18 protein-coding genes are annotated in these 20,450 nt (G+C 57.2%); 5 read left to right on the forward strand and 13 right to left on the reverse strand.

Annotated features, from left to right (window positions below):
* The first annotated feature begins 58 nt into the window (after positions 1-58).
* On the forward strand, positions 59-454 hold the full coding sequence (locus KF947_RS14490; protein WP_275951291.1) for a transcriptional regulator: 396 nt from the start codon (positions 59-61) through the stop codon (positions 452-454).
* Between the two features lie 39 nt (positions 455-493).
* Here the strand turns inward: KF947_RS14490 and KF947_RS14495 are convergent, their stop codons facing one another.
* From KF947_RS14495 to KF947_RS14555, 13 genes are all read right to left on the reverse strand, one after another.
* Complete coding sequence (locus KF947_RS14495) at positions 494-2,656, reverse strand: FAD-dependent oxidoreductase (protein WP_227404262.1); 2,163 nt, start codon at positions 2,654-2,656, stop codon at positions 494-496.
* A 66-nt stretch (positions 2,657-2,722) separates the two neighbouring features.
* On the reverse strand, positions 2,723-3,337 hold the full coding sequence (locus tag KF947_RS14500) for a TIGR04282 family arsenosugar biosynthesis glycosyltransferase (RefSeq protein WP_227404263.1): 615 nt from the start codon (positions 3,335-3,337) through the stop codon (positions 2,723-2,725).
* A complete protein-coding gene (locus KF947_RS14505; protein ID WP_227404264.1) occupies positions 3,327-4,049 on the reverse strand; it encodes a TIGR04283 family arsenosugar biosynthesis glycosyltransferase in 723 nt (240 codons plus the stop codon). The genes KF947_RS14500 and KF947_RS14505 overlap by 11 nt, the downstream gene beginning before the upstream one ends.
* A complete protein-coding gene (locus tag KF947_RS14510) occupies positions 4,015-4,653 on the reverse strand; it encodes an ATP-binding cassette domain-containing protein (RefSeq protein ID WP_227404265.1) in 639 nt (212 codons plus the stop codon). The genes KF947_RS14505 and KF947_RS14510 overlap by 35 nt, the downstream gene beginning before the upstream one ends.
* A gap of 10 nt (positions 4,654-4,663) precedes the next feature.
* A complete protein-coding gene (locus KF947_RS14515; RefSeq protein ID WP_227404266.1) occupies positions 4,664-6,337 on the reverse strand; it encodes an ABC transporter permease in 1,674 nt (557 codons plus the stop codon).
* Positions 6,338-6,339: 2 nt separating this feature from the next.
* Positions 6,340-7,557, reverse strand: a complete 1,218-nt coding sequence (locus KF947_RS14520) for an ABC transporter substrate-binding protein (RefSeq protein ID WP_227404267.1) — start codon at positions 7,555-7,557, stop codon at positions 6,340-6,342.
* A 59-nt stretch (positions 7,558-7,616) separates the two neighbouring features.
* Positions 7,617-8,660 (reverse strand): aminoglycoside phosphotransferase family protein, encoded by a 1,044-nt coding sequence (locus KF947_RS14525; protein WP_227404268.1) that lies wholly within the window; start codon positions 8,658-8,660, stop codon positions 7,617-7,619.
* A 102-nt stretch (positions 8,661-8,762) separates the two neighbouring features.
* Entirely contained in the window at positions 8,763-9,470 is a 708-nt protein-coding gene (locus KF947_RS14530) for a ZIP family metal transporter (RefSeq protein ID WP_227404269.1), read from the reverse strand.
* A 185-nt stretch (positions 9,471-9,655) separates the two neighbouring features.
* On the reverse strand, positions 9,656-12,502 hold the full coding sequence (locus tag KF947_RS14535; RefSeq protein ID WP_227404270.1) for a valine--tRNA ligase: 2,847 nt from the start codon (positions 12,500-12,502) through the stop codon (positions 9,656-9,658).
* A gap of 95 nt (positions 12,503-12,597) precedes the next feature.
* Complete coding sequence (locus KF947_RS14540; protein ID WP_227404271.1) at positions 12,598-13,800, reverse strand: MFS transporter; 1,203 nt, start codon at positions 13,798-13,800, stop codon at positions 12,598-12,600.
* 41 nt (positions 13,801-13,841) lie between these two features.
* A complete protein-coding gene (locus tag KF947_RS14545; protein WP_133730918.1) occupies positions 13,842-14,273 on the reverse strand; it encodes a DNA polymerase III subunit chi in 432 nt (143 codons plus the stop codon).
* 100 nt (positions 14,274-14,373) lie between these two features.
* Positions 14,374-15,471 (reverse strand): branched-chain amino acid aminotransferase, encoded by a 1,098-nt coding sequence (locus KF947_RS14550; RefSeq protein WP_133730917.1) that lies wholly within the window; start codon positions 15,469-15,471, stop codon positions 14,374-14,376.
* 152 nt (positions 15,472-15,623) lie between these two features.
* Positions 15,624-17,144 (reverse strand): leucyl aminopeptidase, encoded by a 1,521-nt coding sequence (locus KF947_RS14555; protein WP_133730916.1) that lies wholly within the window; start codon positions 17,142-17,144, stop codon positions 15,624-15,626.
* A 146-nt stretch (positions 17,145-17,290) separates the two neighbouring features.
* On the opposite strand from KF947_RS14555, the gene lptF reads away from it, so the two are divergent.
* The 4 genes from lptF to KF947_RS14575 all read left to right on the forward strand — a co-directional run bounded on the left by lptF (position 17,291) and on the right by KF947_RS14575 (position 20,338).
* The gene (gene lptF / locus KF947_RS14560) at positions 17,291-18,370 is read left to right on the forward strand and encodes an LPS export ABC transporter permease LptF (RefSeq protein WP_133730915.1); all 1,080 of its coding nucleotides are present in this window, start codon (positions 17,291-17,293) and stop codon (positions 18,368-18,370) included.
* The gene (lptG, locus tag KF947_RS14565) at positions 18,370-19,434 is read left to right on the forward strand and encodes an LPS export ABC transporter permease LptG (RefSeq protein WP_133730914.1); all 1,065 of its coding nucleotides are present in this window, start codon (positions 18,370-18,372) and stop codon (positions 19,432-19,434) included. The genes lptF and lptG overlap by 1 nt, the downstream gene beginning before the upstream one ends.
* A 65-nt stretch (positions 19,435-19,499) precedes the next feature.
* On the forward strand, positions 19,500-19,973 hold the full coding sequence (locus KF947_RS14570; RefSeq protein ID WP_133730913.1) for an RDD family protein: 474 nt from the start codon (positions 19,500-19,502) through the stop codon (positions 19,971-19,973).
* A 158-nt stretch (positions 19,974-20,131) separates the two neighbouring features.
* Positions 20,132-20,338, forward strand: coding sequence for a (2Fe-2S)-binding protein (locus tag KF947_RS14575; protein ID WP_133730912.1), 207 nt, complete (start codon positions 20,132-20,134; stop codon positions 20,336-20,338).
* Positions 20,339-20,450 lie beyond the last annotated feature (112 nt).

Genomic DNA, 20,450 nt, shown 5'->3' on the forward strand with positions numbered 1-20,450 from the left:
CCGTTATTCAACTGTTATTGAACAATCGCTTCACATTGGCGGCATGAATGAAAAAATCATGTTCGCCGAGCGTCTGAAAGCGGCATTAGAAGCAGCCGGTTACGAAGCGCGACCGTCAGTGCTTGAGCGGGAATTTAACCTGCGTTACTGGGGAAAGCCGATCACTTTTCAGGCTGTTCGGCGTTGGCTGCGCGGTGATTCGATCCCCAGCCAGGATAAGCTCCAGGTTTTGGCGCGCTGGTTGTTAGTCGATCCACACCACTTGCGCTACGGCGCTAGCACCGCTTATACGGTCAGCGAACCTTCCCCAAGTTGGGATGTTTCATCCACCAATGAAGAGCGCCAATTGCTGTCACTCTACCGGGAGCTTCCCGCTGCCCAGCGTAAAGTGGTGCGCGAAATTATTGAAACATTCGCTAAAGTGCACCCGCCTGGCAACGGGCGAAACGATTAGGTCCACTCATTTTTTCTAATTATCTTTCAATTCGATGTGCTAGGTGTCAATTTTCTTAGCTGAACTATCACCGCGTCGCCAATTGAAGTAGTGCTTCAATAAAGCCAGCACTCGTTCGGGTTTGTGGGCGTTTTTCCACACCCCCGCAGTGGCCTTGGCCGCTTCGCCTAACGTGGGGTAGGGGTGGATGGTGCCCAGTAGTTTGTTGAGGCCCAGGCCGTGCTTCATGGCGAGGGTAAATTCACCCAGCCATTCACCGGCGTTTTCCGCGACGATGGTCGCACCTAGAATCTTGTCTCTGCCGGGCACAGTGAGCACTTTGATAAATCCCTGGGTCGCGCCTTCGGCAATGGCACGGTCGCTTTCGCCCATGGCGTAGCGAGTAACCTCAAAGGCAATGCCCTGTGCGTTAGCCTCTTTTTCGTTTAAACCCACCCGCGCTACTTCCGGCTGCAGATAGGTGACCGCAGGCATATAGCGGTAATCCACCGTAAAGCTTTTCAGCTCTCCGAACAGCGCATTGACGGCCGCGTGCCACGCCTGGTGGGCGGCGGCATGGGTGAGTTGGTAAGGCCCGGCTAAATCACCGCAGGCCCAGATATTGGGTAGGTGGGTTTGCAGGCGTTCGTTAATTTCAAGGGTGCCCGCTTTTGTGGTCGTGATTCCCAGCGCTTCTAACCCTAAGCCCTCCACGTTGGCTTGGCGACCGGCACTCACCAGCAGGTAGTCAAACGCTAGCAGCTTGCGATCGCCGTCATGCTCCACCACTAGCTGATAGCCTATCTCTCCGTTGAGAACTTCCAACGCCCTGGCATCGGTCATCACCGACACGCCTTCGCCCGCCAGGGTGCTTTCGACTAGCTCACCGACCTCTGGATCTTCACGGCCCAGCAGTTGGGAAACGCCTTCTACCAGGGTGACCTGGCTACCCAGGCGGGCAAAACTCTGGCTCAGCTCGCAGCCAATGGCGCCGCCGCCCAATACCACTAAGCGTTTGGGCAACTCAGTGAGCGACCAGAGGTTCTCGGACGTTAAAACAGGGGCGCTCTCAATACCCGGTAGCGACGGCACCCGGGGACGTGCGCCGGTGGCCAGCACGATATGCCGTGCGGTGAGGATTTTATCGCCGACCTGTATTTCCCAGGGCGAGATCAGCTTGGCGTGCTCCTGGTACACCTCGACGCCGAGGCCGTTATAGCGCTCCACGCTGTCGTGGGGCTCGATATCGCTAATCGCCTGATGCACATGGCCCATTACTTTGGCAAAGTCGACCTGCGGCTCGCTGGCAGTCACTCCGAACCGGTGGGCGGTGCGAATCTCGTGGGCGGCGCGGGCGGCACGAATTAACGCTTTAGACGGTACACAGCCGGTATTCAGGCAGTCGCCGCCCATCTTGTGTTTTTCCACCAGTGCCACCTTAGCCTTCACTGCGCTGGCGATATAGCTGGTGACCAACCCGGCGGAGCCGCCGCCGATCACCACAATGTCGTAATCAAATCGCGCTGGCCGGGTAAAACCTTTATAGGCGTTACGTTTCTGTACTAATAGCACGATGCGCCGGGCGATCCAGGGGAAGATGGCCAGCAGTAAAAACGAGGCGATAAGCGTGGGGGAAAGGATACCCCCCATACTTTCCAAATCACCCAGTTGCCCGCCCGCATTCACATAAATAGCGGTGCCGGGGAGCATCGCGATCTGGCTTACCCAGTAAAACGTGACGGTTTTAATGCGCGTTAGGCCCATGACCAGGTTGATCATAAAAAACGGGAATACCGGCACTAAACGCAGGGTAAATAGATAAAGAGCGCCATCACGCTCTACGCCGCGATTGACCGAGGAAAACTGGCGCGGAAAGCGTTTTTCGATAGGGCCACGGAAAAGAAATCGTGAAAGTAGAAAGGCCAGCGTAGCTCCCATGGTGCTGGCGAAGGAGATAATCAGCAGACCCCAACCTAAACCAAATAGCGTACCGCCAAGTAGGGTCATCAGCGTGGCGCCTGGCAGTGAGAGCGCAGTGATCACCACATAAACGGCAAAAAAGATCCCCGCTACCTGCCAAGGGTTTTGATTAAACGCCGCTTGGAAGTCGCTTTGATAAGCCTTGAGGGTCTCTAGCGTGAACCACTGGTGGGCGCCGCTCAGAAAAAACACCCCAATGGCAAGAATCAGTAACGCTGCAATAATCAAACGTTGTCGGGTCACAATAAACGCTCCAGCGCTATTAAGATAAGTATCAGTGTTTGCTGTGTGAAGGGAGTGCCCACTTCCTTACATTGATGCAGGCAATCCTTTCCAGCGCTGCCAGTCTTCGGGGCGATCCACGTCCCAAATAGTCGCGGGGTAGGCGGCGCGCAGGCCTAACGCCTCAATGCGCTGCTGAGTGGTCGCTAGCACGCGTTGGGTGCCCCAGGGGATCCCTTCAAACAGTGCGGGGTAGTCCTGCTGGGTGCCCACAAAACCGTAGCCGCCATCTTCGGCGGGTAACATCACCACCTCAAAGCTGGCCAGCTGCTGCGCACAGGTGGCAATCAGCGCGCTGGTGATGCTCGGGCAGTCGCTGCCCATTAGCATGGCAGGCCCTGGGATGCTGTTCAGGGCGTGGCGAACCCTTGCGCCTAAGTCACCTTCTGGCTGGGCGCTTAGCGTCACACCAAACGCCTCGCGAAGTTCGATAAACAGCGGGTGCGCGTGATCAAGCGCTGTCCATAGTGTGACATTTGCGGCAGGCAGCGCTTTGCAGGCATTAGCGACGCAGTGGCGTACCAGCTCCGCGTGGGCGTTGGCAGCACCTTCCAAACCGAGTAGGGGCGACAGGCGCGTTTTAGCTTGCCCCGCCAGCGGTGCTTTGGCTAGCAGGTGCATGTGGGGCGTTTCAGCGGGCATCGCGATACTCCTTGGCGAGTTGGGTTGCGCTAAAGCCGCGCCAGTAGCGGTAGCGCAGCCGCCACATGAGGCGGATGGTTTTCCACGCGCCAAACTCATCCCAGCGTCTGCCCGAGCTTACCACTTTCGCCTTCAAACAGGCGGGCCGAGACAACCGCTTGAGCCGTTTAGACAGCTCAATGTCTTCCATCAGTGGCTGTTCGGGAAAGCCACCGACTGCCTTGAAGGTGCTCGCGCGCATAAACATGCCCTGATCGCCGGTGGCGATGCCGGTAAGCCGGGAGCGCTGATTCATCATCCAGCTCACCATGGGTAGCCAGCCGCTGCGGCCCGCAAGCTTAATATCAAAGCGCCCCCAGGCGTGGCGGTAAAGCGCTTGGGTTATCTGTTCAATGGCGCCATCGGGCAGAATGGTATCGGCATGCAAAAATAACAGCGCAGGTGCCTTGCCATGCTGTGCGCCCAGGTTCATTTGCAGTGCCCGACCGGCTGGGCTGCTGAGCACTCGATCCGCCAGCGGTGCAGCAATGCAAGCGCTGTCATCATCACTCCCGCCATCCACCACAATGACTTCGATGGGCATGGAAATGCGCAGCGGTTGCAGCGGCGTCAGGGCCGCCTCAATCCCCGCGGCCTCGTTGAGCACCGGGATCACAATGCTCAGCCGAGGTGGTTGTTCAGCCGAGTTCAATAACCGGCCCTCCTGCTGCATTGGCGTCCTCGTGGTCGTGGGTGACCAGTAGCGCAGGCAGGCCAGCCTCGCGCAGCTGGCTAAACACCAGCGTGCGCATCTCCTGGCGCAGCGCCGTATCCAGTTTGGAAAACGGCTCATCCAGCAGAACGGCTCGGGGCTTGGAAAGCAATAGACGCATCAACGCCACGCGTGATTGCTGGCCGCCGGAAAGGGTGGCGGGGTCGCGGGACTCAAAGCCTGCTAGCCCAACCTGTTCAAGTGCCTGAGTAACTTGCTGGCGCTTGTCATTTAGATAGCGAGGCAGTCCGAAGCGCAAGTTGCTGCCCACGCTTAAGTGCGGAAATAGCAGCGGATCCTGAAACAAAAGCCCGATGTTGCGCTGCTCGGCGGGAAGGTTGAGCAAACTGCGCTCGCCCAGCCATACGCCGCCGCTGGCGGTGAATTCGCGATCAAGGAAGCCTGCAATATACGCCAATAAGGTGGATTTTCCCGACCCCGAAGGCCCCATTACCGTGAGTACCTCCCCGGGGCTAATAGTGGCATCCACTGCCAGTAACTCACGGCCGGCCAGGGCGATGCTAATTTGCTCAAGGCGTAGCGGCGCGCAAAAAGAAGCTGTCACATTGTCCCTCCTAGGTAGCTAAATCACGGCGGTGGGTACCCAATAAACGGGGCAGTCCTAGCGCGAGTATAAAGCCAATCAAAGGCAGGCCCGCCTGCACTAATGCCCAGACGCCGATTAAACGTCGATTACTGCCAGAGGCAAGCGCGACGGCTTCGGTCGTCACGGTGGTCACGCGGCCCGCACCGAGTAACTGGGTGGGTAAGTATTGGCCAATACTCACTGCCAAGCCTACGGCAAACGCCGTTAACAGCGGCGCGAGCAAAAGCGGCAGGCGAACCCGCCAAAAAGCGGCACTTCGTGACACCCCCAGTGAACGCGCTACCTTTAGCCAACGCGGATCCAAGCGGCGATAGGTTTCGGCCAAGGAGAGGTATACATAGGGCAGCACAAACAGCAGGTGACCCGCGATTACCAAACCAAGCTGAGGGCGAATACCCAGGCTTTCCGCCGCCACGACCAGTCCAAACAGGAAGGCGATTTGCGGCACTAATAGGGGAAAATAGAGTAACCATAACGCGCGCTTGGGTTGAATGTGCTGACGGTGTTCATTTTCCAGCGTTGCCAGCACGAGCGCCGTGGCCAAGGCGGTAGAAATAAGTCCAATCAACGCCGTATTGACGAGTGGCGTGACCAGCATAGAGCCGCTGCGTTGCCAGTGATCCAGCGTTAGCATCTGCGGTAACACTTCTGGAAAGCGCCAGAAACCAGCCAGTGAAAATAGCCCCAGTCCAACCAAGGCCGCCAGCGCTGTGATACTCGAAAGCAGTAATGCCGAGCGGCCAACGAGGCGCAGGATGATTTCGCCGCGTTGGCGGCTGCCATTGGTCAGCCAGTACCGCGTCAGCCTGCGGATCAGCTGTTCTAGCAGCCACCAGCACAGCAGCGCAGCGACAGTGACGCCGATTTGCAGTACCGCCGCCGCCGAAGCCATAAAACGATGACTGACATCCGGGTCGTTGAACCAACTCAAGATAGACACGCTCAGCGTGGGGGGCAGTTTCGGGCCAAGAATCAGCGCCATATCGACAACCGAGGTAGCGTAGGCGATCACGGCATAAACCGGCAGGCGAATTAGTGGATAGAGGGAGGGAAGCACCGTTTTTAACCAGCCAATGGTGGGGGAATAGCCTAGTGACCTCGCCAGCATCAGGCGCTTTTCCGGCGCTAACTGCGGCAGTGCCGCCAAGCTCATCAGCAGCAAAAACGGTACTTCTTTTAGTACCAACCCCGCCATTAGGGAGAATCCCCAGGGATCGTTGATAATCAGCGTGTCCAGGGGGCGCTCCCAGCCCGTCAGCGACGGCGATATCAGCCGCGCCACCAAACCCGAAGGGGCAATCAAAAAGGCAAACCCAAAGGCGATAGCGGCGTGAGGGATAGCGAGCAACGGTGATACCAAACGTCGTATGCCGCGATCTAACCAAGTGCCTCGACTGGCGGCCAAAAACAGCACCACAATCACCAGCGCTACGGCTGTGCTGACTAACCCGCTGGCAAAGCTAACCATCACTGAACGTCCTAGCCCCGGCTGGTCGAACAGCATTTGCCAGGGGGCTAAACTAGCGCCATAGCCGCCTAGTGCTGGCAAGTAGCCAAACGCAGGCAGCAGAACCATCATAAGACCCGCCCCTACGGGGAATACTAATAGGGCAATAATGAGGGCTGGAGCCAGTCGCAGCATCGTTAGTTAACGCCGTAACGCTCAAGCCAGGCGTCTTGAAGCGCGGTCATCCAGCTGGGGTGTGGTTCAGGCAGGGTGTTCGACAGCGCGTCCGCCGGTAGCTCGGAAGGATGGCGATCACCCTGTTCGAACAGCGCCTGGTTCTCGGCGTCGAGCTGCTCGATATCCAGTACGCTGCGGTCGCCCCACATCGCCAGCGACTGCTTTTGCGCCTGAGCTTCCGGTGAAAGCAGAAAATTGGCGAGCACCATGGCCCCAGCTTTATGCGGCGAATTATAAGGAATTGCCACGAAGTGAACGTTACCCAACGTGCCGCCTTCCAGCACGTAGCTGCGCACGCTTTCAGGCAGCTCATACTCCATGACCGCCACGGCGGCATCGGTGGGGTAAAACGAAAACGCCAAACTTATCTCGCCGTCGCTCATCAACGTGCGCAGGTTGGGGCCAGAGTCGGGAAAGGCACGACCACTGCGCCACAGGTGCGGGTGCAACGCATCTAAATAGGCCCATAGAGGTTCTGTGACAGCCTCAAAATCGCTTTCTGAAACCGGCTGGTAAAGTGCCTTCTCCTGATCGGTGAGCTCGATCAGCGCCTGCTTTAAAAAGGTGCTGCCGGTGAAATCGGGGATACGCGGATAGCTGAACTGACCGGGATTATCTTTGGCCCAGGCGAGTAGTGCCTGCATATCCTGGGGTGGTGTCTCGGTTTGAGCGCTGTCGTAATAAAAGGTGATTTGCGCCTTACCCCAGGGCGATTCATAGCCTTCTGTAGGCAGCGTGAAGTCGGTCACCACCTCAGGGTTATCGGTGGCATTGGTGAGCGCAAAATGGGGCAGCGATTCAGCGAATGGGCCAAACAGCAGGTCGCTTTCGCGCATCGCAGCGAAGTTCTCGCCGTTGATCCAAATGAGATCGATGCTGCCATCGTCGTTATTGCCCGCCTGTTTTTCCGCCAGTACCCGCGCTACTGCACTCCCCGTATCGTCCAGTTTTACATGCTCAACCTCAACGTCGTACTGTGCCTGCATCTGCTTCGCCACCCAGTCGATGTAGCGATTGGTGCGCGTATCACCGCCCCAGGCATTCCAGTAAACGGTTTGGTCTTCTGCCTGTGCCACGACGCTTTGCCAATCACTAGGGTCGGGGTTGGCTGATGCCGGAACCGTGAAGGCAAGCATTGTGATGGCAATAGCGAAGCGAAGAGGGTGGCGAGTAGGCATCGAATATCCCTTTTGTTAGAAGCGTAAGCACAGCTAAGAAAGATTAGTAAAATTAGATGTTATAGGGAAACCTGCAAACACTGTAGCTCGCTGTGCACGTGATCAATAATGTTTAACGATAAGTAGTGCTCAACGCGGTCGCGCACGTGGTCGATCACGGCGGGGTCAGTGAGCTCCGCGGACCAGTCTTCCCCACGCTGCTGGGCATCTACGGCGTTTAAGTGCTGGGCGCGCCACTTGGCACACCAGGTTAACGACCAGAGCCAGGTAGCGCGGCGACAGGCAATGAGGGTGTCGATATCCGGCGTTTCACCCATGGTGGTTTGCCAGCGGCGATAAAAGCGAATCACGTCACTTAGCGATAGCACCGCCTGACTGCTGACGTCCCAGGTAGTTGAGGTGTAGAGACTGGTGTGGGCGAGATCGATACCCGGTAGGCCGTAACGGCATTTCTCTAAATCCACCAACACCGCGCGGCCATCGTCACGGATTAAAAAGTTGCCAGGGTGGGTGTCAAAGCTAATTAGTCTCGGCGTGGCCTCGCTTAAGCGAGGCGGAAGTAAATCCAGCTCCTGCTTAATGCGCTGGGTGACTTTGCTCGAAAGTTGCGCATCGCCCAACCAGTTAGCCTGCTGGCGCACTTCATCTTTCATCGCTTGCCACGGGTCTTCAGGGGCAAGCAGCGGCGCCCTCAGTGCTTCGCTGGGCAGCGGTTGGCAGTGTAGGCTCGCCAGGGCATCGGCAATGGCGTGTAGATCTTCCGGGAGTTTAGCCAAGCGGCCCCGAATAGCTTCAACCAGTAGCCCGCCCCGGGGCAGTGCCTCGCTCGGCGCCAAGGTGTCGTAAAGTGTTGGCGTGTGTCCGCCTTGGCTTGCGCGCTGATAGCAGGCGGTCTGATAGGCCAGGTTCTCTTCAGGCGGCAGGTTCATCTGGCTTTGTTTAGGCAGCCGCGCCACCCAGTCATCGCCCTCGCCGCGATGAATCCACACATGATCATGGGCCAGCCCGGTATCCGCCATCGGCGTAAGCTCATGGTAGGTAATTCCGGCCCGCTTTAATTCGGTTGCCAGCGCCTGTAAACGCGCTTCGGTTGGTGTCGGCATAGAGCAGTCCGTGTCGTTGCTGAATCAGCGATGCCACTTAGTGGCGACTCTTGTACCAACCTTACACGTTTTATAAGAAAAAGTGATTTTATAAACTGAAGGCTAGCCTAAAAGTTGCTTACTCAGCATGCCAATGATAAAGCCAAGTACAGCACCCAGTGAGGGTGTCCAATGGCGCCGCATTCGCGCTTGCGGCGCAATATCCTGAAATACCAGATACAGAATACCGCCTGCTGCGAAGCTCATGATCATAGCCGTAATTTGTGGCGCCTCACTTAACCACCAATACCCCATTATTGCAGATAGCGGGCCGAAAAATGACACGCCCAAGAGTCCCCATAATGCTGTTTTAGTCGTTAATTTCGCGGCTCTTAATTCACGATAGGCGTTAAATCCTTCGGGGAAATTTTGCGCAGCGATAAAAAGAGCCAGTAAGACACCCATTTGCGGGTTAGCAGCAAACACTGCGCCAAGTGAAACCGCTTCCGGCACAAAGTCTAATAACATCGCCATAAACTGTGCGACATTGCCTTCATTGTTTTGTAACCAGGCATCCAAAACACAAAACGTAACGCCACCTGCGGCAAACAATCCCGTCAATTGCCGAGTGTTTAACTCATGCATTCCCTCTGGCACCAGCGCAAAGGCCACTGCAGCCACTAAAATGCCGCCACCAAACGCTGTGATTCCATGCACAAGCTCTTGCTTGGCAATCGTATTTGCGGTTCCCTCAACGTGTGCTAGAAAACCGCCGAAAAGTGCCATAAGACCGGCGCCCCAGGCGATGAAAAGCATTCCATAAACGCTCATTTATCCACCGTTTCTCCCCTCTGATACGAATCAGGTTCGCACTTTGTTGAATCTTGAGCCAGGGCCTTGTCAGGCTGATGAGGTGTAAACCTTAACGCCAGAGTAAGCTCACGTGCCGGTTGCCGAAAACAAAAACGACACCAAATGGGTGTCGTTTCGTTTGAGCTATTGCTTACTAACCAGTCTTACAAGGCTTCAATCTTCGCCTTTTGCTCTTCCAGTAACTGCTTGGTGGCTTGGAATTCAGCCAGCTTGCCGCGCTCTTTATCCACCACTGCTACCGGGGCTTTGGCGATAAAGCCGTCGTTGCCAAGCTTCTTCTCGATCCCGCCGATCAGTTTGTCCTGCTTCTCGATCTCTTTGCTGAGGCGGGCGATTTCGGCGTCTTTGTCGATGAGATCTGCCATTGGCACCAGCACTTCCATATCACCCACCAACTGCGTGGCTGAGAGCGGGGCGTCGTCTGGATTTTCAAGCCAGGTAACGCTTTCCAGCTTGGCGAGTTTGGAAAGGAAGCGACGGTTGCTCTCCAAGCGCTCGGCGTCTTCGGGCTTGCCTTTGGTGAGCAGCACGTCAAGCGGCTTGCCGGGGGCGATGTTCATCTCGGCGCGGATGTTACGCACGGCGATGATAACGCCTTTCAGCCACTCGATATCCAGGCTGGCCTGGTCGTCGATTTTGCTCTCGTCGGCTTCTGGCCACGCCTGCAGCATGATCGACGCATTTTCACCCATATATACGCCCGCCAGCGGCGAGACGCGCTGCCAGATCTCTTCGGTGATATAAGGCATCATTGGGTGGGCAAGGCGCAGAATGGCTTCGAGTACGCGTACCAGCGTGCGGCGCGTTCCTCTTTTTGCTTCTGCCGTGGCGTTTTCGTCCCACAGTACCGGCTTGGAAAGCTCCAGGTACCAGTCGCAGTACTCGTTCCAGACGAATTCATACAGCGCCTGAGAGGCGTGGTCAAAGCGGTACTCGTCCATCGCCTTGGTGACCTGGGCTTCGGTTTTCTGTAGCTGCGAGATAATCCAACGGTCGGCCAATGAAAGCTCAACCTCTTCACCGCGGGTGCCGCAATCTTCGCCTTCGGCGTTCATCAGCACGTAGCGCGAAGCGTTCCACAGCTTGTTGCAGAAGTTGCGGTAGCCGTCCAGGCGGCTCATATCAAACTTGATATCACGCCCGGTGGTGGCTTGGGAGAGGAACGTAAAGCGCAGCGCATCGGTGCCGTGGGCTTCAATGCCGTCTTTAAACTCGTCCTTGGTGGCTTTGGCAATCGCCTTGGCCTGTTTTGGCTGCATCATATTGCCGGTGCGCTTTTCGAGCAGCTCATCCAGCGTAATGCCGTCGATCAGGTCGATGGGGTCGAGTACGTTGCCTTTGGACTTGGACATCTTCTGCCCTTGCCCATCGCGCACCAAGCCGTGCACGTAAACCGTCTTGAACGGCACTTGCTTGGTGAACTTCAGCGTCATCATGATCATCCGGGCAACCCAGAAGAAGATGATGTCAAAACCGGTCACCAGAACGCTGGATGGGTGGAAGGTCTCCAGCTCTGGCGTCTCTTCCGGCCAGCCGAGGGTGCCGAACGTCCACAGGCCCGAGCTGAACCAGGTATCGAGCACGTCTTCGTCTTGCGTCAAGGTTACGTCGGGGCCGAGCTCATGCTTCTCGCGAGCTTCAATCTCCGTACGGGCAACGTAGACATTGCCTTCCTCGTCGTACCAGGCCGGGATGCGGTGGCCCCACCACAGCTGCCGGGAGATACACCAATCCTGCAGGTCGCGCATCCAGGCGAAGTACATGTTCTCGTAGTTCTTGGGCACGAACTGGATATCGCCATTTTCCACCGCTTCGATAGCAGGCTTGGCGAGGGACTCCACGGCTACAAACCATTGGTCGGTAAGCAGCGGCTCAATCACATCGCCCGAACGGTCACCGTAGGGCAGGGTGTTGTTAACGGCTTCGACTTGCTCCAGCAGGCCCAGGGCATCCATATCGGCAACGATCTGCTGGCGCGCTTCAAAGCGATCAAGCCCCGCGTACTTGGCGGGCAGGCTGGCATCTTCGTCCGGCTGGGGCTGGCCTTTCAGGTCGAAGATCTCGGCTTGCTCAAGAATCGTCGCGTTTTTGGAGAAGACGTTGATCAGCAGATGGTTCTGGCGCTTGCCGACTTCGTAGTCGTTGAAGTCGTGGGCGGGGGTGATCTTCACACAGCCGGAGCCTTTCTCCATATCGGCGTGCTCGTCGGCGACCACCGGGATGCGGCGGCCGACCAACGGCAGTTCGATAAATTTGCCGACCAGTGATGCGTAACGCTCGTCTTCCGGGTTAACTGCCACACCGGTATCGCCCAGCAGGGTCTCTGGGCGGGTGGTGGCAACCACCAAATAATCCTTGCCGTCATCGGTTTTAACGCCGTCCGCTAACGGGTAGCGGAAGTGCCAGAAGCTGCCTTGCTGCTCTTTGTTTTCCACTTCCAGGTCAGAAATGGCGGTGTGTAACGTCGGATCCCAGTTGACCAAGCGTTTGCCACGATAGATCAGCTTCTCTTCGTGCAGGCGAACAAACACTTCCTGCACTGCTTTGTAGAAGCCGTCGTCCATGGTGAAGCGTTCGCGAGACCAGTCGACGCTGGCGCCCATGCGGCGCAGCTGACGGGTAATATGGCCGCCGGATTCGTGTTTCCACTCCCACACCTTGTCGATAAACGCATCGCGGCCCAGGTCGTGGCGGGTCTTGCCCTCTTCAGTCGCAATCTTGCGCTCCACCAGCATCTGCGTGGCGATACCGGCGTGGTCGGTGCCTACCTGCCACAGGGTGTTATTGCCCTGCATCCGTTTCCAGCGCGTCAGGGTATCCATAATGGTGTCCTGGAACGCGTGGCCCATGTGCAGGCTGCCGGTCACATTGGGCGGTGGAATCATGATCGAAAAAGGCGTGCCCTGGCCGGAGGGGGCAAAACGGTTGTCAGCTTCCCAGCGCTCGTACCAGCGGGTTTCGATCTGTTCAGGTTGGTAGGTCTTTTCCATGGAGAGTTGGCTCACGGCTGGCGAGAAATGTGCAAAGTTTGAAAATATATAGTGCAAGAGTATACCGCGATAGCGCCTTGATCGTCAGGGGCTACTCATGCTCGATTATCGACACTGACCGTATGGGCAGAAAACCCGCGCATGGCGATTAGCCCGAGGATGGGGCCCGGCAATAGCCACCAGATCACTGCCAGCGACTGGCTCGACCACAGCGCGGTGACCAGCGCGATGGAAGGAATGGTCAGCCCAAAGCCAATAGCGTTCATCATCGCTAGCGCCGCTCCTAGCCGCTCGGGTGGAGCCGTGGCGCTGGCCAGCGCAGAAAACTGCGCGGAGTCGGCAATCACGTTAACGCCCCATAAGCCGAGAAGCGCCAACAGCAGCCAGGGCGAGGCGCTGCCCAACAGGGGATAAACCAAACAGAGCGCGCCTGAGGTTGCCAATGCCACGCAGGCTACTCGATCGCTGCCAATCTGGCGGCTCCATTTGCCCGCCAGCACGCAGCCCGGCAGGCCCAACGCGATCACCGCAAAACTTAGCCACGGTTGAGCGCTGCTTGAAGCGCCCAAGCGCTCCAGCTCCCGGGCGACCAGAAACGGCACCAGCGCCCACAGCGCATACAGTTCCCAGCAGTGGCCAAAATAGCCCAGTGCGGCGGCACGAAAGCGGGGCTGCCTGAACGCTGCTAACCCCGCCCAAGGCCGTCCGCTTTTGGCGGTGGCAGGCAAGTGCGGCCCAACGCCCAAACGAAAAATCATTAGCGCGGCGACCAATGCCAGCAGTGAAGCCAGCAGCAGCGGCCACTGCCAGGGTAAATGCAGCGTTAAGCCGCGCAGCAGATGCGGGGAGGCAATGCCCAGGGTGAGCATGCCCACCAACCAGCCCAGCGCGGCGCCGGCGTGGCTGGGTGTCCAGCTCACCACCAGCTTCATGCCTAGCGGATAAATCCCCGCCAGGCAAAGCCCGGTCGCAAAGCGCGCTACAGTGGCGAGCGTTACGCTCTCAGCCACGCCGATAAAGGCGGCGTTGATCAACGCGCCGAGAACAGCGGAGATCGCGAACAGGTGGCTGGCACGAATGCGGTCAGCAAGACCGGTGGTGGCGATCAGCAGCGTGCCGCTAATAAACCCGGCCTGAACGGCGATGGTTAACAGGCCCAAATCACTTTCGCTAAGGCCCACGGCCTTCTGAAGCGCCAAGCCAACGCCATTAACGCTAAACCACAGCGAGGTGCCGAACAGCTGGGCGATAACGATAACGGCCAATGGGGTACGGGCTAAAATGGCGTGGGACAGCATCGGCACTCTCGTTCGTTGAGTTATTGTTGTCAAATAATGAGTTAACCGAGCTTATGCGGCACAACCTCGTGGCCCATTTCTTTATAGCGCTGCCAGCAGGCGCGTTTGGCGATCAGGACTTGCTGGTGCTGATTGATGATCTCGGCAATTCGCGCGTAGCGCTCTACGCCTTCGGGTATTTCGGGGTGTAAATTAAGCAGTGCGGCCTCTTCCGTGGGCACCGGTAACTGCTGCCAGCCTAGCGTGATGGGGACGCTGGCGGCCATCTCGCTATCTTCCAGGGCATGGGGTAAATAGGCGTCCGGGCGGAAATTCCATAGCGCGTTATCGGCCTGCTCGGCGAGGGCTTTGTCTTCACAGTGGAGATGCAGGCGGTAGCCTTTGCGCCAGATGGTCTCGGCCAGTTTGCAAGCGAACTGCAAGCGCGCCTCCAGGGTGGTATCGGGCAGAATGTAGAAATCAATGCGCGCCATAGCGGTTCCAGGTAAAACGATTGCAGATACGTCGATTGCAAACAGCACCGCCGCAAGAGTGCGGCGGTGCTGAAAGGAGAAGCGCTGGTTTTAAAACCGCTTAAACCAACTGAGTTAGCCAGCCGTACTTATCCTCGCTGCGACCGTACTGCAGGTCGAGCAGCTTGGTACGGATGCGCATGGCGATCTCATTATTACCCTCGGACTGCAGACGGATACGCTCGTTTTCGGAAACCAGTTCACCCACCGGGGTAATCACGGCGGCGGTGCCGCAGGCAAATACTTCGGTGATCTCGCCGGACGCCGCGCCTTCGCGCCATTCATCAATGCTAATCGGGCGCTCTTCCGGCGTTAGGCCTTCATCTTTGGCCAGGGTCAGTACTGAGTTGCGGGTCACGCCTTCCAAAATGGTGTCGGTCAGGCGCGGGGTCACCAAGCGGCCGTCTTTGAAGACGAAGAACAGGTTCATACCGCCCAGCTCTTCCACCCATTTGTTTTCAGCAGCATCGAGGAACGCGACCTGACCACACTGGTGGGCTTCGGCTTCTTTCTGCGCAGCCAAAGAAGCGGCGTAGTTGCCGCCACACTTGGCAAAGCCGGTGCCGCCGGGGGCAGCGCGCTTGTAGTTAGACGAGAGCCAGATCGATACCGGGGCAATGCCGCCTTTAAAGTACGCCGCCGCGGGGGAGGCGATTACGTAGTAGTCGACCTCATGGGCGGGGCGAACGCCTAAGAAGGCTTCTGAAGCGATCATGAATGGTCGCAGATAGAGGCTGCACTCATCAGAAGCGCTGGCAGGCGTGGGCACCCAGGCTTGGTCTTGGGCCAGCAGCGCTTTCAGCGAACCAATAAAGTCTTCATCGGAAAGTTCCGGCAGCGCTAATCGGCGAGCACTGCGGCGGAAGCGCTCGGCATTTTTCTCGGGGCGGAATGTCCAGATAGAGCCGTCGGCATGGCGATAGGCTTTAATGCCTTCAAAAATCTCCTGGCCATAATGCAGCACAGAGGCGGCGGGATCCAGCGTTAGCGGGCCGTAAGGGCGCACTTGGTGGCCGTGCCAGTCGGCGTCAACAGTCCAGCGCACATGGGCCATGTGATCGGTAAAGTGTTTGCCAAAGCCGGGGTTTTTGAGAATGTTGTCACGGATCTCATCGGCTATCGGCTGGTTGGATGGCAAAATCTCAAAGTTAGTGGGCACGGCATGTTCTCTCTACTTGATCCAAGCCCTGAAGGGCAAATATAGGCGTCATAATGGGTGTAGCGTGTGCCTTGAGATAAGGCACACGCTAATGGGTTTAGGTGTAACGGTTGCGTCAAATAAAGGCAACCGTTGATTGCCTGATTGTGGTCTTAGACGTCGCTATTTTCTACTTGGGCGTCTGCTTCACGGTCAAGCAGGTACTGGGTTAACAGCCCAACGGGGCGACCGGTGGCGCCTTTTTGCTTGCCGGAGTGCCAGGCAGTACCGGCGATATCCAGGTGCGCCCAGGGGAAGTGGTCGGCAAAGCGTGACAAGAAGCACGCAGCGGTAATCGTGCCAGCGGGGCGGCCACCAATATTGGCCAGGTCGGCAAAGTTGGACTCAAGCTGCTCTTGATACTCATCCCACAGCGGCAGGTGCCAGGCGCGATCCCAGGCGGCTTCGCCCGCATCGAGCAGATCCAGCGCCAAGTCATCGTCGTTGGAGAGCAGGCCGGTGGCGTGATGGCCCAGGCCTATAATCACCGCGCCGGTGAGGGTGGCGATATCTACGACGCTGGCCGGGGTAAAGCGCTCGGCGTAGGTGAGTGCATCGCACAGCACCAGGCGGCCTTCCGCGTCGGTGTTAAGTACTTCAACGGTGAGGCCTTTCAGCGTTTTAATAATATCGCCGGGCTTGGTGGCGTGGCCGTCGGGCATGTTTTCCGCCGCGGCGACGATAAACACCAGGTTGAGTTTGGGCTTGATCTCCAGCACGGCTTTGACGGTGCCAAACACGCTGGCGGCGCCGCACATGTCGAACTTCATTTCATCCATGCCTTCGCCCGGCTTGAGCGAAATACCGCCGGTATCAAAGGTAATGCCTTTGCCGATCAGCACGTGGGGCGCTTCTTCACTCTCTTCGGCGCCTTGGTACTTCATCACGATCAGGCGTGTGGGTTCTTTGCTGCCGCGGCCTACGGATAGCAGCGAGCCTGCACCCAGGGCTTCCAGCGCTTCTTCATCGAGAATATCGACCTCGAGCGCGCCTTGTGAGTCGCGCCCCAGCTGTTCTGCCTGCTCGGCTAAATAGCTGGGCGTGCACACGTTGCCGGGCAGGTTACCCAGGGTGCGGGTATAGTTGATGCCTCGACCAATAGCGTTGCCCACTAACGCACCCTGCTTAACCTGCGGAACCGCGTCGGCATCGCTGATAATTAACGTTAGCTTGGCAAGGCTGGGAGCTGGCGCAGGGGAAGATTTGAACTGGTCAAAGCGATAAATCGCCCGTTCAGCGGCTTCCATTACTTTGCGCGCTTTCCAGGCCGGGTCGCGGTCAGCCAACGGAACATCGCCAAATACCACGCTGGCTTCGTCGATCGGCAGTTTCACTAGCGCCGTCATGGCTGCATCCAGCGCCTTGATAAAAGCCGCTTCCTGGCATTTTTCACGCTCTCCCAAGCCCACCAGCAAGATGCGTTCGGCGCCCAGGCCCGGCGCAAAGGGTACCATTTGCACGTTACCCAGCGCGGCATCAAAATCACCTCGCTCCAGCAATTGACCGATCAGGCGCTCGCTGGCGTCGTCCAGTTTGGCGACGGTGGGCAGGAGGTCGCCCCCTTTAAAAACCGGCACCAAGAGGCAGGGTGTTTCAGCTTTGGCTGGGTTCGCGGTCTGAACGGAAAATTCCATGACGTCTCCAACAAGACAAGCATCGAGGGATTCGGGATAATGCCCCGTTGCTTTTGATTTTGAAAAGGGACTGTAAATAGTTTGATTAGTGTACCCAAGCCATACGCTTATTGCATGGCATCCTGCACGACTAGCCGGAGAGCGCGTTGATTTTATTTCGATATCTAACTCGCGAAGTGTTACTCACCATGTCGGCGGTCGCTGGCATTCTGCTGCTGGTGATCATGGGCAGCCGCTTTATCCGCTATTTTTCGGACGCGGCAGAGGGCGATATTCCTGTCACCATGCTCGGCAGTCTGATGATGTTTCACCTGCCTGGCTTTATGGAACTCATTCTACCGCTGTCTTTTTTTCTAGGCATTCTGCTCGCCTATGGGCAGCTCTATATGAACAGCGAAATCACCGTTATGGTTGCCTGCGGGATGAGTCCCACGCGGCTGTTGAAAGTGACCCTACTGCCCGCCAGTGTCGTTGCGGTACTAGTGGGCATCTGTAGCCTTTGGCTGACGCCTTTTGGGGCGCTGCAAACCGAGACCGCACTGGAAGAGCAGCGTAGTCGCCTGGATGTTTCCGTATTGGCCCCAGGGCGCTTCCAAGAGTTTGGCGGTGGCCGTACCGCCTATATCGGTAGCTTCTCTAGCGACGGCACAGAAATGCAGGATGTGCTGGTGCACGAGCAGAACCAGCCGGGTGATGAAGGTACCCACGACTACGTTACCCGGGCGGCATCGGGCTACCAGGAAACCCGCCTCGAAACGGGTAGCCGTTTTCTGGTGTTGGATGACGGTGAGCGCTATGGGGTGACGCCGGGCGATAAAAGCGCCGAGCGACTCACTTTTGAGCGCTACACGTTACGATTGGGGTTGAATCGCGATCGGCAGGAGCTGGATTCATTGGAATACGCCACCACGCCTGCGCTGTGGAATAATCCAAGCCCCCGTGCCCAAGCACAGTGGCAGTGGCGGGCAGGACTCCCGCTTATGGTGTTTGTGCTGGCCTTGATGGCGCAGCCGCTTTCCCGGGTTAATCCCCGCCAGGGGCGCTTTGGTAAACTGCTGCCCGCGGTATTTTTATACGTCGCCTATCTCAGTCTGCTGCTCGCGGTTGTCGATGCGATTGGCAGTGGCACTTGGCCCACCACGCTGGGTGTGTGGCCCGTACATGGGCTGTTTTTAGGCCTGGGTCTATTATTGCTATGGCGCTCGCAACGCAAGGGGATGCGTTAATGCTGCTTGATCGTCTCGATCGTTATATTGCCCGCAACGTGCTGGCGGCCATTGTTGTCGTTCAGTTCGTGCTGCTGGGGTTGGATATTACCATCGCCTATATCGATGATTTAGGCGATGTGCAGGCGGGCTATACCGCCTTCGATGCACTGCTTTACTTGCTAATGCGCACGCCTTGGCGATTCTATCAATACGCCCCTGTGGCGGTATTAATTGGCGCGCTGATTGGTTTAGGCAGCATGGCCTCCAGCAATGAGCTCACCGTTATGCGCGCCGCTGGGCGATCCCTGGCGCGCATTGTATGGGGGGTGATGAAGCCAGTGCTGGTGGTGGTCGTTGTAGTGCTGTTAGTCGCCGAGTATGTCAGCCCGCGCACCGAGCAGTATGCCGAGGCGTGGCGGCTGGAAAAACTCCAGGGGGAAGGCGCCATGCTGACCAGTCGCAGCGGCTGGCAGATCGAGGGCGACAGCGTCTACCGTTTTGGGGCGATTCGTGCGGATGACGTCGTGCTTGATTTAACCCGCTATCGCTTTGATGACCGCCAGCTAGTCGAAGCCACTTACGCTCAGCGCGCACGCTGGGAAGACGATGCCTGGCGTTTGGAAAATGTCGCTACCACGCGCATTTTCGCCGACCATACCGAGTCTGACCAGACGGCAAGCATGGGCTGGGACACCTCTTTCACTCCCACCCAGCTAGAGAGGCTGCTTCGCGATATTGAGAGTCAGGCGCCCAGCGAGCTTTGGGCCTATGCCCAGTTCCTTGAAGAGCAGAACCTACAGAATGATCAGGCGTTGCTGTATTTTTGGCAGAAGATGCTGATGCCGCTCACCATGGGCTCGCTGGTGCTGATTGCTGCCTCCTTTGTATTTGGCCCGCTGCGCACCGTGGCTGCTGGCACACGGGTGTTTTACGGCGTTATCACCGGGCTGAGCTTTAAGTACGTTCAGGATCTATTGGCGCCCGCCTCGACGATATTTGGCTTTTCACCCGTCTGGGCCGTACTGGTGCCGACTCTGGCCTGCGCCGGGGTCGGGATCTACTTTCTACGTCGCAATGGTTAATACCGCCATGGTTAGCCAGCTCTGCCTCTTATCGCCCAGAAACAGCCAGAAACCACGAGAGAACTATGCAAACACGACGCTTTACCCAGTTGGACAGCGTATGGCCCGCCGGCCTTGGCCGACGACTGGGCGCCATGCTGTATGACGGCTTTTTGGTCACCGCGATTTGGATTGCGGTGACCGTCGTGCATATGCTGTTTTTCCGCTATGTGCTTGGTCAACAGCCCGAAGAGATTGGCACGACGGCCAGCGATGTTTTGAGTTTGCAGCTCTTGCTGGTGTTTTTTGTCACGCTGTTTTTTGTTTTCTCCTGGTCGCGCGGGGGGATGACCTTGGGGATGCAGGCGTGGCGTTTACGGGTGCAAACGGTAGACGGGTATTCACTGAGCTTGAAGCAGTGCCTTATCCGCTGCGCGGTGGCGTGGCTCTCGCTACTGGCATTTGGTTTGGGCTACTTATGGGTGCTGTTTGATCAACAGCGACGTAGCTGGCCGGATATTGCTTCCAACACGCAAACGGTGGTTTTGCCGAAAAAATAATTTCAGCTGGCATGGGGTAAAAAGTGCTTTTGCGCCAGTACGTTATTTTGCTGCTCTTGCTTATTAAGACGAATGGATAGCAAAAAGCAGTCATTTCTACTTGATAAGATGTATGCGAATCATTTACATTCATCTCATGACTTTTATGAGGTGTTGCCATGTACGTTTGCGTGTGCAAGGGAGTAACCGATCATCAGATTCGCCAGCACGTTAGCGACGGAGCGCGCAGTTGGCGAGAAGTACGCGAGGCAACCGGCTGCGCAACGCAGTGCGGTAAGTGCGCGTGCTTCGCTAAATCAATTACCCGCGATGCCGTTCAGGAAGCACGCCAAGAAGCCGATATGGGGCTTGCCTACGCCGTGTGACGCGAATCACTATTGTTAGGGTTATCTTTAGCAAATATATGATTTGCTTGAACTTTTAAACACCTTATCTATACTCTCAGGAAAGCTGGGAGTATAGCGATGCACGTCTATA

The organism is Halomonas sp. FeN2 (genome assembly GCF_020595105.1).
Classification (GTDB): domain Bacteria; phylum Pseudomonadota; class Gammaproteobacteria; order Pseudomonadales; family Halomonadaceae; genus Vreelandella; species Vreelandella neptunia.

Bases quoted from the DNA above. Each gene is read 5' to 3' on its own strand.
- KF947_RS14545 (WP_133730918.1), bottom strand. From the start codon at position 14,273: ATGGCGCGCATTGATTTCTACATTCTGCCCGATACCACCCTGGAGGCG.
- KF947_RS14570 (WP_133730913.1), top strand. From the start codon at position 19,500: ATGCAAACACGACGCTTTACCCAGTTGGACAGCGTATGGCCCGCCGGC.
- KF947_RS14535 (WP_227404270.1), bottom strand. From the start codon at position 12,502: ATGGAAAAGACCTACCAACCTGAACAGATCGAAACCCGCTGGTACGAG.
- KF947_RS14515 (WP_227404266.1), bottom strand. From the start codon at position 6,337: ATGCTGCGACTGGCTCCAGCCCTCATTATTGCCCTATTAGTATTCCCC.
- KF947_RS14500 (WP_227404263.1), bottom strand. From the start codon at position 3,337: ATGCCCGCTGAAACGCCCCACATGCACCTGCTAGCCAAAGCACCGCTG.
- KF947_RS14520 (WP_227404267.1), bottom strand. From the start codon at position 7,557: ATGCCTACTCGCCACCCTCTTCGCTTCGCTATTGCCATCACAATGCTT.
- KF947_RS14555 (WP_133730916.1), bottom strand. From the start codon at position 17,144: ATGGAATTTTCCGTTCAGACCGCGAACCCAGCCAAAGCTGAAACACCC.
- KF947_RS14525 (WP_227404268.1), bottom strand. From the start codon at position 8,660: ATGCCGACACCAACCGAAGCGCGTTTACAGGCGCTGGCAACCGAATTA.
- KF947_RS14540 (WP_227404271.1), bottom strand. From the start codon at position 13,800: ATGCTGTCCCACGCCATTTTAGCCCGTACCCCATTGGCCGTTATCGTT.
- KF947_RS14530 (WP_227404269.1), bottom strand. From the start codon at position 9,470: ATGAGCGTTTATGGAATGCTTTTCATCGCCTGGGGCGCCGGTCTTATG.
- KF947_RS14505 (WP_227404264.1), bottom strand. From the start codon at position 4,049: ATGCAGCAGGAGGGCCGGTTATTGAACTCGGCTGAACAACCACCTCGG.
- lptG (WP_133730914.1), top strand. From the start codon at position 18,370: ATGCTGCTTGATCGTCTCGATCGTTATATTGCCCGCAACGTGCTGGCG.
- KF947_RS14490 (WP_275951291.1), top strand. From the start codon at position 59: ATGTTCGCCGAGCGTCTGAAAGCGGCATTAGAAGCAGCCGGTTACGAA.
- KF947_RS14575 (WP_133730912.1), top strand. From the start codon at position 20,132: ATGTACGTTTGCGTGTGCAAGGGAGTAACCGATCATCAGATTCGCCAG.